The sequence below is a fragment of the Streptomyces sp. NPDC051041 genome (assembly GCF_044456065.1).
In the GTDB taxonomy this organism is placed as follows: domain Bacteria; phylum Actinomycetota; class Actinomycetes; order Streptomycetales; family Streptomycetaceae; genus Streptomyces; species Streptomyces glaucus.
The window spans coordinates 61,325-76,426 of the sequence record NZ_JBITFM010000003.1 but is presented as its reverse complement, the minus strand read 5'-3'; the positions used below and the strand labels follow the sequence as shown (position 1 = coordinate 76,426).

Genomic DNA, 15,102 nt, shown 5'->3' with positions numbered 1-15,102 from the left:
CGACGAACCACCCCACGGCTCCGGCCTGCACGAATCGCCAGTAGAATCCGTACTCGTGACTTCCGCTCCCGCCAAGCCCCGCATCCCGAACGTCCTCGCCGGACGCTACGCCTCCGCCGAACTCGCCACGCTCTGGTCGCCCGAGCAGAAGGTGAGGCTGGAGCGGCAGCTCTGGCTCGCCGTGCTGCGGGCCCAGAAGGACCTGGGCATCGAGGTGCCGGACACGGCGATCGCCGACTACGAGCGGGTGCTCGACCAGGTCGACCTGGCCTCGATCGCCGAGCGCGAGAAGGTCACGCGGCACGACGTGAAGGCGCGGATCGAGGAGTTCAACGACCTCGCCGGGCACGAGCACGTGCACAAGGGCATGACCTCCCGCGACCTGACGGAGAACGTCGAGCAGCTGCAGATCCGGCTCTCCCTGGAGCTGGTGCGCGACCGCGCGGTGGCCGTGCTGGCGCGCCTGGGCAGGCTGGCCGGCGAGTACGGCGAGCTGGTCATGGCCGGCCGCTCGCACAACGTGGCCGCGCAGGCCACCACCCTCGGCAAGCGGTTCGCGACCGCCGCCGACGAGCTGCTCGTCGCCTACGGCCGCCTGGAGGAACTGCTGGCCCGGTATCCGCTGCGCGGCATCAAGGGCCCGGTCGGCACCGCGCAGGACATGCTGGACCTGCTGGGCGGGGACGCCGCGAAGCTGGCCGAGCTGGAGCGGCGGATCGCCGCGCACCTCGGCTTCTCGCAGGCGTTCACCTCGGTCGGCCAGGTCTACCCGCGCTCGCTGGACTACGAGGTCGTCACCGCGCTGGTGCAGCTGGCGGCGGCGCCGTCGTCGCTGGCGAAGACGATCCGGCTGATGGCCGGGCACGAGCTGGTCACCGAGGGCTTCAAGCCGGGCCAGGTCGGCTCCTCCGCGATGCCGCACAAGATGAACACCCGTTCCTGCGAGCGCGTCAACGGCCTGATGGTGATCCTGCGCGGTTACGCCTCGATGACCGGGGAGCTGGCGGGCGACCAGTGGAACGAGGGCGACGTGTCCTGCTCGGTGGTGCGCCGGGTCGCGCTGCCGGACGCGTTCTTCGCGCTGGACGGCCTGCTGGAGACGTTCCTGACGGTGCTCGACGAGTTCGGCGCGTTCCCGGCGGTCGTGGCTCGTGAGCTGGACCGCTACCTGCCGTTCCTCGCCACCACCAAGGTGCTGATGGGCGCGGTGCGCGCGGGCGTCGGCCGGGAGGTCGCGCACGAGGCCATCAAGGAGAACGCCGTCGCCACCGCGCTCGCGATGCGCGAGCGCGGCGCCGAGCGCAACGACCTGCTCGACAAGCTCGCCGCGGACGAGCGGCTGCCGCTGGACCGTGCCGGACTGGAGGCGCTGATGGCCGACAAGCTGTCCTTCACGGGCGCCGCCGCCGACCAGGTCGGCGTCGTCGTCGGCCGCATCGAGGAGATCGTCAAGCAGCATCCGGAAGCCGCGGGCTACACGCCCGGGGCGATCCTCTGACCCGCCGCGCCCCATGCCGCGCTTCACGGCCGAGGAGTTGGAGGCCGCCCGCGACCGCCTGGTGCCGGACGTCGTCGCGGACGGCCTCCGCGTGCTGTTCTGCGGCATCAACCCCGGTCTGATGACGGCCGCGACGGGCCATCACTTCGCCCGTCCCGGCAACCGTTTCTGGCCGGTGCTGCACCGGTCCGGGTTCACGCCCAGGCTGCTGAAGCCGTCGGAGCAGCAGGAGTTGCTGACCTACGGGCTGGGCATCACGAACGTCGTCGCGCGGCCCACCGCGCGGGCGGACGAGCTGACGGCGCAGGAGTACCGGGAGGGCGGCCGCCTGCTGGCGCTGAAGGTGGCGCGGCTGCGGCCGTGCTGGCTGGCCGTGGTGGGGGTCACGGCGTACCGGGCGGCGTTCGACGACCGCAAGGCCCGGGTGGGTCCGCAGCAGCGGACGATCGGGGACACGCGCGTGTGGGTGCTGCCCAATCCGAGCGGGCTGAACGCGCACTGGACCACGGAGACGATGGCGCAGGAGTTCGCGCGGCTGCGGGCCGCCGCGGAGGCCGTGCGGGACTGAGGGTTCACGGCGGGTCCGTCCGCGTGCCGGTGGCCCGGAGCCGGGCCTCGCCCGTCTCCTCCCGGCCGACGACGGCCGCAGGGGTCCGGGACGTCCGCGGGAACCCGCCCGGTCCTTCCGGAGACTGACGGAGCATCAGGCGGTTCGTCCGGACCGTCCGGACTGTCCGGACCGCCCGGCGGCCTCGTGGCGGACCGGCACTCGCCGGGGACCGGTGCGCCGAGTACGATCCGGCCAACACGCGCACGAGCGGGGAGGGCGGACGGTGGCACGGCTGACCGGCGGGGATCCCTCGCTGCTGCGGAGGATCAACTCCGCGGTGGTGCTGCACGCGCTGCGCGCCGCCGGCTGCGGGACGCTGACGGAGATCACCCGGGTGACGGGGCTGTCCCGGCCGACCGTCGAGGGCGTCGTCGAGGGGCTCATGGAAGCCGGACTCGTCGCCGAGAAGGCGGCCGAGGAGGGCGCGGCGCGGCGTCAGGGGCGGCCGGCGCGGCGGTTCCGGTTCCGGGCCGAGGCGGGGCACCTGCTGGGCCTGGAGATCGGCGCGCGCCGGATCGCCGTGCTCCTCGCCGACCTGGACGGCCGGGTGATCGGCGCCCAGACCAAGGACGTCGACGAGACGGCCTGCGCCGAGGAGCGCCTGGAACGGTCGCGCGGCGCGGTCGCCGAGTTGCTGCGCCGGGCCGGGGTCGCGCGCGGGTCCCTGCGGGCCGTGGGGGTCGCCACGCCGGGGATCGTCGAGGCGGACGGCACGGTCCGGCTGAGCACCGCGCTGCCCGGGTGGACGGGGCTGCGGCTGGGCGAGCGGCTGAACCGGTCCTTCAAGTGCCCGGTGCTGGTCGAGAACGACGCCAACGCGGCGGCGGTCGCCGAGCACTGGAAGGGGGCCGCCGCCGAGTCCGACGACGTGGTGTTCGTCCTGGCCGGGCTGAGCCCCGGCGCCGGTTCGCTGATCGGCGGGCGGCTGCACCGGGGGTTCGGCGGGGCCGCCGGGGAGATCGGGGCGCTGCACCTGCTGGGCCGGGAGGCCCCCCCGGAGACCCTGCTGTCCACCACGGACGAGCCGCTGCACCCGCTCGACGAGCAGGCCGTCGCCCAGGTCTTCGCGCAGGCCCGGGAGGGCGACCGGCGGGCGCTCGCGGCCGTCGACCGCTTCATCCGGCGGCTGGTCCACGACGTGGCGGCGCTGGTCCTCGCCCTCGACCCGGAGCTGGTCGTGATCGGCGGCTGGGCGGCCGGGCTGGACGGCGTGCTGGAGCCGTTGCGGCGCGAGCTGGCCCGCTACTGTCTGCGCCCGCCGAGGGTGGCGCTGTCCCGGCTGGGCGAGGCCGCCGTCGCGACGGGCGCCCTGCGGCTCGCCCTCGACCATGTGGAGGAACAGCTCTTCGCGGTGGAGGGCACGGTGACGGCACGGCACCGCACGCCCCGGTGAGACCCGGTGCGCGCCGCCCGTCCCCGCGACCGGTCAGGAGGCCCGGCTGTGCGGCCCGTGGTGGATCTCCACGCCGCCCGAGTCGCCGAAGGTCAGCCGGCAGGTGTCCGCGCGGTACGTGGCGACGGAGAGTGCCGCGACGCGGCCGTCCGCGATGTACCGGGTGGTGACGACGAGGACGGGCGCGCCGGGGAGCCGGTCCAGTTCCCTGGCGTCGTCGGCGCGCGCCGAGCCCAGTTCCACGGCGCTCTCCCGTCCGTCCAGCTCCAGGCGCTGCAGTTCGCGCAGGACGGCACGTGCGCGCGCCGGCCCGGACGGCGTGTCGATGGCGGAGAGGTCGGGCACCGACGCGGAGGGGACGTACAGCAGCTCCGCCGCCACCGGCCGGCCGTGTGTCGTCCGGGAGCGGCGCACGGTGTGCACGGGCTCGTCGCGGCCGGTCCCCAGGGCGTCGGCGACGGCGGCCGGCGGAGCCGCCCGCGCGCAGTCGACGGGCTGCCAGGCGTCGCCGGGCGCTCCCGGCCAGACGTGCTGCTCGGTGCCGACGGCCACCCCCACGCGCGGCGGCGCGACCGTCGTGCCGACGCCGCGGCGGCGCTGCAGCCGGCCTTCCAGTTCGAGCTGTTCCAGGGCCTGGCGGAGCGTGGCGCGGGCGACACCGAAACGGGCGGCGAGGTCGCGTTCGTTGGGCAGGATCTCGCCCACGGAGAACTCCGAGTCCAGCGCTTCGCTGAGCACGGTCTTGAGGTGCCAGTACTTCGGTTCCGGCACCGTTTCCAGCTGCGTGGTCCCCACCCTGTCCTCCGCGTGTTCGCTGTGGCCCGGCGGCGTTTCGGCGCCCTTGTTTATTAAAGGTTGTTGCACTTGTCTGCGACCATAGGACGCCCCTCCCCCTTGGTCAAGACCAATCCTCGGCCCCGCGCGCCGCGCGGGCGCGCCGCCATGAAGGGTTCACGGGGCGTTCGCCCCGGGTCGTCCGCGTGGCACCACGGCGAAGCCCCCGGCGCGGGCGGGGACTTGGCCGGGACGGCCGGCCCGGCGGTCCCGGGCTCCCGCGCCGGGTCCGCGTGGCGGGGGGAGCGGCGTCCGGCGCATGCCGCTCGGCGGGCCCGGAAGCCCTCGTACCGGGGGCGTCCGAGCTCTCCGGCCGGTGCGGCGGACGGGTGCGCCTGCCCCGCGCCCGTGAGGCGGCGGCGGAACCCGCCGGGCGCCGCGACGGGGCGGGCGCCGCCCGCCGGGGGCCTGGTGTTCCGGTCCGGTTTCGCGGTCTTGCGGCCGTACCCGGTCGGGAACGGGTACGGCCGCCGCGTGGTCATCGGTTGGTGTGTGGACGAACGAAGATCGTGCGGTGGCCGCGGGCCATGGCGTGGACCCTGCCACCGGCGGGAGATGTCCGACCAGGCCGTGGCCCGGCTCGCGGGCCGTTTCGGCCGATTCGAGTCCCGGGCGGGTGCCCGTGCCCGTCCGCTCGGGCTGCTGCCGAAGGCGGAGCGGAAGAACTGCCGGCAGCCGGCCGAACAAGCCGGCCCCGGCCCGGCCGGGGCCGATGCAGCGGCTGCTGCGTCATGCCCGTTGGGACGCCGATGCCGTCCGTGACGACGTGCGCGCCTACGCCCGTCGAACGCCTCGGCACCGACGGCGGTGCTGATCGTGGACGGGACCGGCTTCCTGGAGAAGGGCCACGCCTCGGCGGGAGTGCAACGCCAGTACACCGGCACCGCCGGGCGCGTCAAGAACTCCCGGGTCGGGGTCTTCCTCGCCTACGCCACCAGCCGGGGGCGGACGATGATCGACCGCAGGTTCCATCTGCCCGAGCACTCCTGGTGCGCTGACGCCGAGCGCCGCCGGGCGGCCGGGATACCCGAGGGGCTCCCGTTCGCGACCAAGCCCCGCCTGGCCTGGGAGTGATCGCCGCCGCGCCGGGTGCCGGGGTGAAGGCACGGTGGGTGACCGGCGACGAAGCCCACGGGCAGGCCCCTCGGCTTCGCGCCGCCCTGAAAGCCCGTGGCACCGGCTATGTGATGGCTGCTGCGCGCTCGACGCGGGTGCGGCTCAACCACGGCCGCACCCCCGTCCGCGCGGATACCGTCGCCGGACGCCTGCCCGCCACCACCTGGCACCGGCACATCACCCTCGCCGGCTCGCCCTGGCCTTCCTGACCGCCGTCGCCGCCGGCTCGGCCCCCGAGCGACCCGCTCAATCGGCTCCAGAAAGCGAACGGACCCACCGACTCCGTCGGCGGCCCCTTATGCAAGACCGAGGTTAGAGGAGTGATCGTCACAGACTCAACACCGGGAATGGCCCCGCCCGGCACTTGTTTTCTTTTGCCCCTGCGGACACGTCAGTAAAATCTGCGGCGCTGGCGGCCGCCCGGCCCCAGCCGGGAGGGGAATCGATGAGCCGATACTTCCATCTGGCGTTCACCGAAAGCGTCCGGCGCGTCCAGCAGGAACGGGGCAGCGCGGAGGCGATGGAGCGGATGCTCGGCGGAGACACCGGGGAGTCCGATCGACTGGGCGCCGACGAGGCGGCGTTCATCGCGGCACGCGACGGCTTCTATCTGGCCAGCGTCTCCGCGGACGGCTGGCCCTACGTGCAGTTCCGGGGCGGACCACCCGGCTTCGTGCACGTGCTGGACAGCGGGACGCTCGCCTATCTCGAGGTGCGGGGAAACCGCCAGTACATCACGACGGGAAACATCCGGTCCGATGACCGGGTATCTCTCTTCTTCATGGATTATCCGCACCGGCTCCGGCTGAAGATTTTCGGGCGCGCCGAGCTCCACTCGCCCGGGGATCACCCGGAACTGCACGACCGGCTGGCCGATATTCGCACCCCGGGGCAGCTGGAACAGCTGACGGTGATCCGCGTCGAGGGAATATCGTGGAACTGCCACAAACACATCACGCCCCGTTATTCGGAGGCCGAACTCGCCGGGGCGCTCCGGCCGGTGCGCGAGCGGATCGAGCGGCTGGAGGAGGAGAACCGCGCGCTGCGGGCCCAACTGGAGCAGCGGGAGTGATCCGCACCGCACAGGGGCAGCACGGACGCCCGGAGCAGCCGCACAGGCCGCCCCGGGCGTCCGGGAGCGGTCACCTCCCGGCCACGCGGGCGCGGATCAGCCAGAGCCGGTTGGCGTGGCGGCGGCCGCGCGGCTGTACCTCGTAGGGCCACCGGCCCTCCCCGGCACCGGGCTGGCCCGGCTCCTTGAGGAGGACGGTCTCCCAGCCGTTGGCGACCAGGAACTCCTCCGGCTCGTCCGTGCCGAAGATCCAGGGGGTCCCGTCGGCGGCGAGGCGGTCGAGGAAGGGCTTGGAGAAGGGGCTGCGCAGCAGCGTCCTGCCGAGGATGTCGAACGCGAGGTGGCTGCCGGGGGCGGACACCGAGGCCAGCAGCCGCAGCAGCCCGGCCGCCTGCTCCTCGGTGAGGAAGAAGGTCAGGGCCTCGGCGATCCACAGGGTGGGCCGTGAGCGGTCGAAGCCGGCCTTCTCCAGGTCGGGCAGCCACTCCTGGGTGAGGTCGGCGGACACCTCGTGGCGGCGCACGGCGGGCTTCGCGCCGAGCGCGTCCAGGCGGCGCCGCTTCTCCTCGATGAGCGGGCCGTGATCGACCTCGTACAGGTCGATGCCGTCCGGCCAGTCCAGTCGGAACGCCCGCGTGTCCATGCCGGCGGCGATCAGCACGACCTGGCGAAGGGTGCCGTCGGCCAGCAGGTCGCGGATCGCGTCGTCGAGGAAGCGGGTGCGGATGGAGATGAACGGCAGCAGTCCGCCGCCCACGTAGCGGTCGATCATCTCGAAGCCCTTCGGCTCGGCGAGATCGCGCGCCAGCGGATCGACGAACAGGGCGTCCTCACGCTCGGACTCCAGAGCCCGGGCAGCGGCCATCCACTGGGCGGTGTAGGAAACGGCGTGCATGGGTGCGGTGATCCCTTTCTCGGGAGACTCGGATCTCGGACTTCGGTGATCTGGTGCGTCGGGCGGGTCAGCTCCGGATGACCGCCTTGCTGCGCATCAGGAACTCGCCGAGGAAACCGTCGTGCGGCAGTCCCGGCTCGATCCGGTACGTCGGTTCGTCACCGACGTACACGTTGCTGATGGTCGGTTCGTCCAGCAGCCGGTCGATCAGCTCCTCCTGGCGGGTGATGACGGTGACGACGAGGCTGTGCCGCACGGCGGCCACCCCGGCCTCGGGGGTCCAGGGCGCGACCCACACGCAGGGGAAGGGCAGTTCCACGCCTAGTTGGGGCGCGTCGGGGCTGTCCGTCTGGTGCACGGCCGGACGCAGTGCGGCGCTGCCGTCGCCGAGTTCGGCCACCACGCCGTCGGCTCCCAGCCATGGCCGGGTGCCGACGGACCGCTGTGCCAGATGGGCCGCGAACGCCCGGGCGGTGGCCAGGGGCTGGACCGGCAGAACCGCCTTGTCGTCCTCCGGCGGGAGGGCCGGCAGCACGGCGAGGCGCTCGGCGAGCGCCTCGCACAGCGGCGCCGGATCGCCCTCGACGTAGACCGCGGTGGCGTTGACGCATCCGGTGCCGCCGTGGTGGCTCACCGAGTCGACGATGGTGTCGAGATGGTCGCGCCAGTCGACATCCGCGGTCAGCAGGATCTTGGAGCGGCCCGGTCCCTGCGTCAGCACCGTGGAATCGCCGGCGTACCGGCGGACCACCTCTTCGCCGCCGTAGACCATGCCGAGGTCGGCGCCGTGCAGCAGGTCGTCGGCATGCTCGTGGCCGGTGGGCAGCAGCGCCACCCGGTCGGGGCCGAAGCCGGCGCTGCGCAGGGCGGTGATCAGCCGATACGGGGTGAAGGGTTCACGGCGCGAGGGGCGCACCGCGACGCGGTAGCCGAGCGCCAGCGCCTCGGGCCACAGGCTGTGGGTGCCGGGGTGGTTTCCTGCGGCGTTCACAGCGAAGACGTCGCCGCGCCGGGTCCACACCGCACGGCCGGCGCGGGTGAGCGGGTCGCGCCAGTCGTCGGCCGCGCCCTGCGGCCGGGCCCGTCGGGAACTGTCGTACGCAGCCGCCAGGCGGGTGGCGATCGCGCGGGTCGCCGCCCGTACGACGGTGATGGGCACGCCACCGACCCTGCTGACGTGGTGCTCGTACGCGGCGACGGACTGACCGGCCACCGTGCCACCGGCGAACAGGTCGGCGGCGCGGCGCAGCGCGGCGGCCCGGTCGTCCGGGGCGAGCGGGGCGGCACGGCGCAGCGCGGTCAGCGTGCGGTGCACGAACAGGCCGGGCACCAGGCTGAGTTCGGCGGTGACGGCGCCGCTGACGTCGGTGACCGCGAGCCGGTTGCGGGCACGGTAGGGAGCCCCGGCGCCGAGAGCGTCCAGCTGGAGCAGGTCCGCGTCGCCGCCTGCCGCCCGGATGCCGGGCGCGGAATCGGACATCAGTAGACCCCCTCGATGACCGTCTCGTCCTCGAAGGTGTCCACGGGCGCGATGTCGGCCACGGAGTCACCGAGTCCGCCCTCGGGCGGTGCGACACGAGTGGCCACGTCCCGCTCCAGGTTGTTGGGCAGCAGGAACGACTTGCTGACGTGGTGGGCCACCACCCGCCCACGCTCCCCCACGGCGACGGGCTTGCGGGTATCGGGATCGACGACGCCGAAGGTGACGTACGGGCTGAGGGGGTCGAAGACGCAGGGGCCGTCGCCGGGCAGCCCCGGGCGCTCGCCGGCGAAACCGAGGATCATCGTGCTGCCGTAGTTGCCGCTGAACACCGTTCCGGGGAACACCTCCGTGCGGTACAGATGACGGGAATCGGGGTCGAGCTGTGTCCCGCCCCAACGGATGGCGCGCACCTTCTCGTTGACCAGGTCGACCAGGTCGTCGCGGCGGGCCAGCCGCTCCAGCAGCGGCGGTGTGACGGTCATGACGCCGATGTCCTGGGTGCGCAGCAGGTCCGCGGCCTGGTCGATGACGTGTTCGGCATAGGCGGACGCCTCCGCGCCCCGCCCCTCGGCGATGGCGCGTTTCACCCAGCGCGGGTCGAGGTCGATCGAGAAGCCGTACCGCCCGTGGGTGGCGGCCGAGCGCCGGAAGAACTCGCCGACGATGTGCGGCCCGCTCGGCACGAGGCCCAGCCAGTCGACACCGCGCGGGAAGCCGTGTGCGTCCAGAGCCGTGTTGCTCCAGGCCAGCATCCGCTCGAGCCAGTCCCGCAGCAGGACCACCCGTTTCGGGGTGCCGGTGGTGCCCCCGCTCTCGAAGACGCCCACCACGTCGGGGTGTTCGCCGTAACCGCGCGGGATCAGATCCCTGGCCGGGACGTGCCGCAGTTCACCGGCCACGTTCGGGAAGAGGGTGAGGTCCTCCAGGGTGCGGACGTCGCGGCGCGGGTCGAAGTCGAGGGTCTCGGCCTTTCTGAGCCAGAACGGGGAGCCGGTGGCCGGATCGAAGTGCCAGGCCATGGCGGCCTGCACGAAGGCGTCCGGGTCGGGCCGGGAGTCCAGCGGCGGTTCGAGGATGTCGGTGATCTCGGCGATGTCCAGTGTCATGGTGCGCCCCAGAAGGAGTCCGTGGTCAGGAGTGGGTGGCGGAGGCGACGGCGACAGGGTTGCCGTCCGGGTCGGTGACATAGGCGATCCGCTCGCCCCACGGCATGTCGACGGGGGCGCGCAGCAGCGGCACCGAGTCCTCGGCGAGTCGCCTCAGCGTGGTGTCCAGGTCGTCGACGAGGACGAACATCTCGAACCGCGGCCCAGTACCGGCCGGGGCGCCGTACTGGGTCTCGGGCCAGGCCGACGCCACCACGGCCAGCTCCGCCTGGCCCCGCCGCAGTGCGATGTAGGTGGGTTCGCCCTCGGGCGGGTTCTGGCGCTGCCGGGTGAAGCCGAGCCGCTCGTAGAACTCGGCGGTCGCGGTCACACGGTCGGCGAAGATCAGGGGAAACGCGCGCTCCTGCATGGGCGGGTGGCTCCTGGGGTCGATGGCTGTCGTGGTCTGCTCGGCCGCCCGTCGGGCTTTCGGCCGGTGCGGCTGGGGGCACCTTCCAGCCCTTGAGGGCGGTGGGGGAGCGTGCCGGGCGTCGCGACGGGGCGAACGTCGCCTGCCGGGGCTAGGGCTGGAGCCTGGTGACGTGCCAGCCGTCCCGGTGCCGCTCGTATTTGAGGCGGTGGTGGAGCCGGTCCGGCCGAGCGCACCAGAACTCCACCTCGTGGGGCCGCAGCCGGTAACCGACGAAGCGGTCCGGGCGGGCGAGGGCCGTGCCGGTCGAGGCCAGGCGTTCGGCCTCCTCACGCAGGGCCGCCGGGTTTGTGAGCGGCTCGCTCTGCCGGGACGCCGCCGACATGGCGTGCAGCGGGACGGGCCGGGCGTACCACAGGGCGTCCGCCTCGGCCTCGCCGACCGGCACCGCCGGCCCGTTCAGGCTGATCTGCTGGCCCGTCTCCCGCCAGTACAGCAATCCGGACGCCCAGCCGGTCTCGCCGATCTCCCGGCTCTTGCGGCTGGTGACGTGGGTGGTGAACAGCACCCCCTGGTCGTCGACCGCGGTGAACGCCACGACGCGGGTGGACGGCCGGCCCTTCCTGTCCGCGGTGGCCAGCGCGAGCGCCCGTGGTTCGCGCACGCCCAGCTCGACGGCGCGGGCCAGCCACCGCTGGACCAGGCCCATCGGTTCGGACGGGGGGTCCTCGTATTCCGGGAAGCCGAGGTCGGTCTTCCCGGTGAGGCTCTCGTACGTACTTGCGTTCCTGCTTGCGTGCATGCCGTGCCTTCCTCGCGGCGGGTGTCCGGGGGCCTCAGGGCAGCCCTAGAGGTGCAGGACGCCGCGGCCCACCAGAACCCCGTGGCCGCCGACATGGACGGATCGGACCTGTTCCCCGTCGCCCTCCGCGGTGGCCAGCATCAGCGAGGAGCGGCCCATCTCGACCCCTTGGAGGATCTCCAGCCGCTGCCCGTACGCGGCCAGGCCGTGCCGGGCGAGGTGGATGGCGAGCGGCCCGGCCGCCGAGCCGGTCGCGGCGTCCTCCACCACGCCGTACGCGGGCGAGAACATCCGGGTGCGCCAGTGCCGGCCCTCCCCGGCGAAACAGTTGGCCGCCATGTCGGGAAACCGGGACAGGGCGCGGTGGTCCGGCCGCAGCGCCGAGAGCGCGGCCACGCTCTCCAGGCCTACGAAGACGTGCCGGGGCCCGTTGCGGTACACCTCGACCGGTGCGATGGACGCGGCCACGCCCAGTGCGGCCAGCAGCTCCTCCGCGTGCTCGTACGGCTCCCAGACCGGGTGCGGTTGACGCATACGAACCGTCACCGCGCCGTCGTCGTCGCCGAGTTCGATAGGGATGACGCCCATCGCCGTCTCCAGCCGGAGCCGGTCCCGCTTGAGGGTCTCGCCGAGGGCGACGGCGGTGCCGAGCAGCGGGTGGCCGGCGAACGGAAGCTCGTTGACCGGGGTGAAGATCCGGATGTGCGCGTCGCCGCCCTGCGTGGCGGGCAGCACGAAGGTGGTCTCGGAGAGGTTCATCTCCCGCGCGATGCGCTGCATCAGGTCGGCCGTCAGATCCGACGCCTCCAGGAACACGGCGACCGGATTGCCGTACAGCGGCCTTCGCGAGAAGGCGTCCACCAGGACGTACTCGTGCATGAGGGAGGCTCCTGAAAGGGGCGGGGAGGGGTGTCAATCGGTCAGCGCGGCGCCGAGTCCGTGCAGGACGGGCAGGGTGTGCACGCCCTCGGCGACGGCTTCGACGTCGAAGCGCAGGCGGTGGCCGGGGGGCCGGCCGATGAGCTCGGCGGCCCGGTTGGGCGGCAGGGGACGGCCCGTGGGCCGGTCGGTCTCCCACACCATGACGGCGCCCCAGCGGTTGTGGGCCCGGTCGGCCACCCAGAACTTCAGGCGCAGCCCGGGTACGTCGGCCCAGTCGTCGGTCACGCCGTCCCGCAGATGCTCGCGCAGCGACTCGACGGTCTGCGGCGAGCCGTCCAGGTTCCACCAGGCGATCTCAAGCCTCACCGGTCGATCACCCACCGCAGGGCATCGGCGAACAAGCGGGGGCCGTCGACGGTGAGCACCGATTCGGCGTGGAACTGGAAGGAGGCGAAGCGCGGGCCGCGCAACGCGTCCACCTCCCCGGTGGCCGGGTCCCGGCTGACCGCGACCCGCCCCACCCCGGGCACGTCGCGGTGATCGGCGGGGCTGACGGCGGTGAAGGTGTTGTAGAACCCGACGCGTTCGCGCCGGCCGAAGAGGTCGATGGTCCGCTGGACGCCCTGGTTGGGTTCGGCCCGCCGCACCAGAGCGAAGCCGAGCCGGAGGCTGAGCACCTGGTGGCTCAGGCAGACGGCCAGGAAGGGGAGGCGGCCGTCCAGGAGCCTCGCCACGGCGGCGTCGAGCGCCGCGATCCTGGGGTCGGCGGTGTCGCGGGGGTCGCCGGGTCCGGGGCCCATGACGACGGTGTCGTACCCGTCGAGGGCGTACGGCTGGTCGTAGCGCAGGGCCTCCGCCGTGGCGCCCAGCGCCTCGAGCTGTTGCACGATCATCGCGGTGAAGGCGTCCTCGGCATCGACCACCAGGGCCTTCAGCCCTTCCAGCTCGGGCACGGTCACGGGGCGGGTGGCCGTGGGCGCCAGCCAGTAGTCGGCGATGCCGGTGTTGCGGGCGCGCAGGGCGTCCCGTACCGCGGGATGGTCGGCGAAGCGGGGGGCGGCCGGTGCCGGGCTGCCGCCGGGCCCCGGTGCCGGACCCGAGCCCGGACCGGCGCCCAGGGCGTCGAGCAGCCCGGCTGCCTTCGCCCGGGTCTCGGCCGCTTCGGCCTCCGGGGACGAATGGCGCACCAGGGTCGCCCCGACGGCGAGCGCCAGGCGGCCGTCGGGCGCGATGTCGGCGGTGCGGATCAGGATGGCCGAGTCCATCGACCGGCTGCCCGACGGCTCATGGCTGATCAGCGCGGCGACTCCGCTGTAGTAGCCGCGGCCCTGCGGCTCGTGACGTGCGATGACCCTGGCCGCGCTCTCCACCGGGCTGCCCGTGACGGTCGGCGCGAACAGCGTCTCGCGCAGGACCTCCCGTACGTCCCGGCCGGTGCGGCCCTCGATGAAGTACTCGGTGTGGGCGAGCCGCGCCATCTCCCTGAGGCCGGGGCCGGTGACCCGGACGCCGTTGTCGCAGATCCGGGACATCGTCTTCAGTTCCTCGTCGAGGACCATGTACAGCTCGTCGGTCTCCTTGCGGTCCCTCAGGAACGCGGTGAGGCCCTCCAGGGTCGGGCCGCCGGGCGGGTAGCGGTAGGTGCCGCTGATGGGGTTCATCACGGCGTGGGTCTCCCGCAGCGAGATGTGGCGCTCGGGGGTGGCGCCGACCAGGGTCCGGCCGTTCACGTGGATGGCGAACGTCCAGTAGGCGCTCGGCTCCAGCGCGATCAGCCGCCGGAAGACGGCCAGCGCGGTGTGCGCCGAGGCGCCGCCGAGGTCGGCCAGGAGCGTGCGCTTGACGACGAAGTTGGCGCCCTCGCCGGTGCCGATCTCCTCGGCCACGACGCGCCGCACCACCTCGGCGTACTCCTCGTCGGACAGGTCGAAGCGCTGCCCGGACACGGCGACCGGGCCGTCGGGCAGCCGGGAGACGACGTCCGCGCGGGGCAGCGCGGCCTGCTCCGTGACGGTCAGGGCGACCAGGGGTGTTCCGTCGTCCGGAGCCGCGAAGCCCCGTTCGGCGAGTTGCCGGTAGGGCACCACGACCAGTACCTCGTGACGGGGCGTGGCGGGAGGCCGGCCGGCCGGGTCGGGCAGCGGCAGCCGGGTCAGCGATTCGGGGTACGAGACCTCACCCACCAGGATGTCGACCGTGCCCGGGGTACCGCTCGCCGGGCGGTGCAGCAGCGCGAAGCCGGGCGGCGTGGGCCCGTCCAGCACCCGGTCGAGCAGCTCGGGCCCGGTCCGCCGGCCCGGCGCGCTCGCGTCGCCGACGCCCTGCCCGGGAAGGTGCCGCCCGGTGTGCGGGGCGCTCATCCGAAGACCTCCGCCCCGACGGTGACGACCCCGCAGCGCTGGGCCACGTACTCCAGCGCGAGGCGGTGGTACTCGGCCGAGAAGTCGGCGACGGCGTCCGCGGCCAGAAACACCTGGATGTCGTGGCTGAACGCGTCGATCGCCGTGGCCAGCACACCGATGTGGGCGTAGACCCCGCACAGCACGAGCTGGTCACGGCCCTGCGACCGCATCCTCTCCAGCAGTCCGGAGCGGAAGAAGGCGCTGTAGCGCCGCTTGGTCAGCAACCAGTCGCCCTCTGCCGGGGCCAGCTCCGGCACGACTTCCCGGTCCTCGGGCGCCGTGCGCATGCCCGGGCCCCAGAAGTCTCTCAGCAGCCCGCGCTCCTGCTGGGTCATCCCACCGGGTTGTGCCGAGTAGGCGACCGGTACTCCGAGGCTCGCGGCCCGCTTGCGCAGCAGCGCGGCGTTGTGGACGAGCTGGGAGCGCAGCGGGTCGGGCAGCGAGCGGAGGAAGAAGCGCTGCATGTCGTGGACGACCAGAACCGCGCGCCGGGGATCCGGCGTCCAGTCGGCCACATTGGCCGGCAGGCTGTCCGGCGCCGGCAGGGCGTACGGGGCGATGACGGGTATGCCAACCACCGGTCGGCTCCTTTCAGGGACC

General features: G+C 73.4%; 16 protein-coding genes. 6 read left to right on the top strand and 10 right to left on the bottom strand.

Annotation, left to right across the window (positions count from 1 at the left end):
• Nucleotides 1-55 precede the first annotated feature (55 nt).
• From purB to ACIBAI_RS06455, 3 genes are all read left to right on the top strand, one after another.
• A complete protein-coding gene (purB, locus tag ACIBAI_RS06465; protein ID WP_399031508.1) occupies nt 56-1,498 on the top strand; it encodes an adenylosuccinate lyase in 1,443 nt (480 codons plus the stop codon).
• Between the two features lie 13 nt (nt 1,499-1,511).
• Nucleotides 1,512-2,066 (top strand): G/U mismatch-specific DNA glycosylase, encoded by a 555-nt coding sequence (mug, locus tag ACIBAI_RS06460; RefSeq protein ID WP_399031506.1) that lies wholly within the window; start codon nt 1,512-1,514, stop codon nt 2,064-2,066.
• A 265-nt stretch (nt 2,067-2,331) separates the two neighbouring features.
• On the top strand, nt 2,332-3,501 hold the full coding sequence (locus tag ACIBAI_RS06455; protein WP_399031504.1) for an ROK family protein: 1,170 nt from the start codon (nt 2,332-2,334) through the stop codon (nt 3,499-3,501).
• Nucleotides 3,502-3,534: 33 nt separating this feature from the next.
• Here the strand turns inward: ACIBAI_RS06455 and ACIBAI_RS06450 are convergent, their stop codons facing one another.
• Entirely contained in the window at nt 3,535-4,296 is a 762-nt protein-coding gene (locus ACIBAI_RS06450; protein ID WP_399031502.1) for a GntR family transcriptional regulator, read from the bottom strand.
• 855 nt (nt 4,297-5,151) lie between these two features.
• On the opposite strand from ACIBAI_RS06450, the gene ACIBAI_RS06445 reads away from it, so the two are divergent.
• The 3 genes from ACIBAI_RS06445 (at nt 5,152) to ACIBAI_RS06435 (ending at nt 6,523) form a co-directional block, all read left to right on the top strand.
• Nucleotides 5,152-5,409 (top strand): transposase, encoded by a 258-nt coding sequence (locus tag ACIBAI_RS06445; protein WP_399031500.1) that lies wholly within the window; start codon nt 5,152-5,154, stop codon nt 5,407-5,409.
• A 38-nt stretch (nt 5,410-5,447) separates the two neighbouring features.
• A complete protein-coding gene (locus ACIBAI_RS06440; RefSeq protein WP_399031498.1) occupies nt 5,448-5,660 on the top strand; it encodes a hypothetical protein in 213 nt (70 codons plus the stop codon).
• Nucleotides 5,661-5,896: 236 nt separating this feature from the next.
• Nucleotides 5,897-6,523: a pyridoxamine 5'-phosphate oxidase family protein gene (locus tag ACIBAI_RS06435; RefSeq protein ID WP_399031496.1), complete on the top strand. Its 627-nt coding sequence runs from the start codon at nt 5,897-5,899 to the stop codon at nt 6,521-6,523.
• Nucleotides 6,524-6,593: 70 nt separating this feature from the next.
• Here the strand turns inward: ACIBAI_RS06435 and ACIBAI_RS06430 are convergent, their stop codons facing one another.
• From ACIBAI_RS06430 to ACIBAI_RS06390, 9 genes are all read right to left on the bottom strand, one after another.
• Nucleotides 6,594-7,418, bottom strand: a complete 825-nt coding sequence (locus ACIBAI_RS06430) for a class I SAM-dependent methyltransferase (protein ID WP_399031494.1) — start codon at nt 7,416-7,418, stop codon at nt 6,594-6,596.
• 67 nt (nt 7,419-7,485) lie between these two features.
• Nucleotides 7,486-8,898, bottom strand: coding sequence for an aldehyde dehydrogenase family protein (locus tag ACIBAI_RS06425; RefSeq protein WP_399031492.1), 1,413 nt, complete (start codon nt 8,896-8,898; stop codon nt 7,486-7,488).
• Nucleotides 8,898-10,007, bottom strand: coding sequence for a phenazine antibiotic biosynthesis protein (locus tag ACIBAI_RS06420; protein ID WP_399031490.1), 1,110 nt, complete (start codon nt 10,005-10,007; stop codon nt 8,898-8,900). Before ACIBAI_RS06420 ends, ACIBAI_RS06425 begins: the two co-directional genes overlap by 1 nt.
• A 25-nt stretch (nt 10,008-10,032) precedes the next feature.
• Complete coding sequence (locus tag ACIBAI_RS06415) at nt 10,033-10,416, bottom strand: VOC family protein (RefSeq protein WP_399031488.1); 384 nt, start codon at nt 10,414-10,416, stop codon at nt 10,033-10,035.
• Nucleotides 10,417-10,567: 151 nt separating this feature from the next.
• Nucleotides 10,568-11,218: a phenazine biosynthesis FMN-dependent oxidase PhzG gene (gene phzG / locus ACIBAI_RS06410; RefSeq protein ID WP_399031487.1), complete on the bottom strand. Its 651-nt coding sequence runs from the start codon at nt 11,216-11,218 to the stop codon at nt 10,568-10,570.
• A gap of 45 nt (nt 11,219-11,263) precedes the next feature.
• Nucleotides 11,264-12,097 carry a PhzF family phenazine biosynthesis protein gene (locus ACIBAI_RS06405; RefSeq protein WP_399031485.1) on the bottom strand — a complete coding sequence of 278 codons (834 nt, stop codon included), beginning with the start codon at nt 12,095-12,097 and terminating at the stop codon, nt 11,264-11,266.
• 33 nt (nt 12,098-12,130) lie between these two features.
• Complete coding sequence (locus tag ACIBAI_RS06400; protein ID WP_399031483.1) at nt 12,131-12,466, bottom strand: hypothetical protein; 336 nt, start codon at nt 12,464-12,466, stop codon at nt 12,131-12,133.
• A complete protein-coding gene (locus ACIBAI_RS06395; protein ID WP_399031481.1) occupies nt 12,463-14,460 on the bottom strand; it encodes an anthranilate synthase family protein in 1,998 nt (665 codons plus the stop codon). Before ACIBAI_RS06395 ends, ACIBAI_RS06400 begins: the two co-directional genes overlap by 4 nt.
• Nucleotides 14,457-15,080 (bottom strand): isochorismatase family protein, encoded by a 624-nt coding sequence (locus tag ACIBAI_RS06390; protein WP_399031479.1) that lies wholly within the window; start codon nt 15,078-15,080, stop codon nt 14,457-14,459. The genes ACIBAI_RS06395 and ACIBAI_RS06390 overlap by 4 nt, the downstream gene beginning before the upstream one ends.
• Between the last annotated feature and the right edge of the window lie 22 nt (nt 15,081-15,102).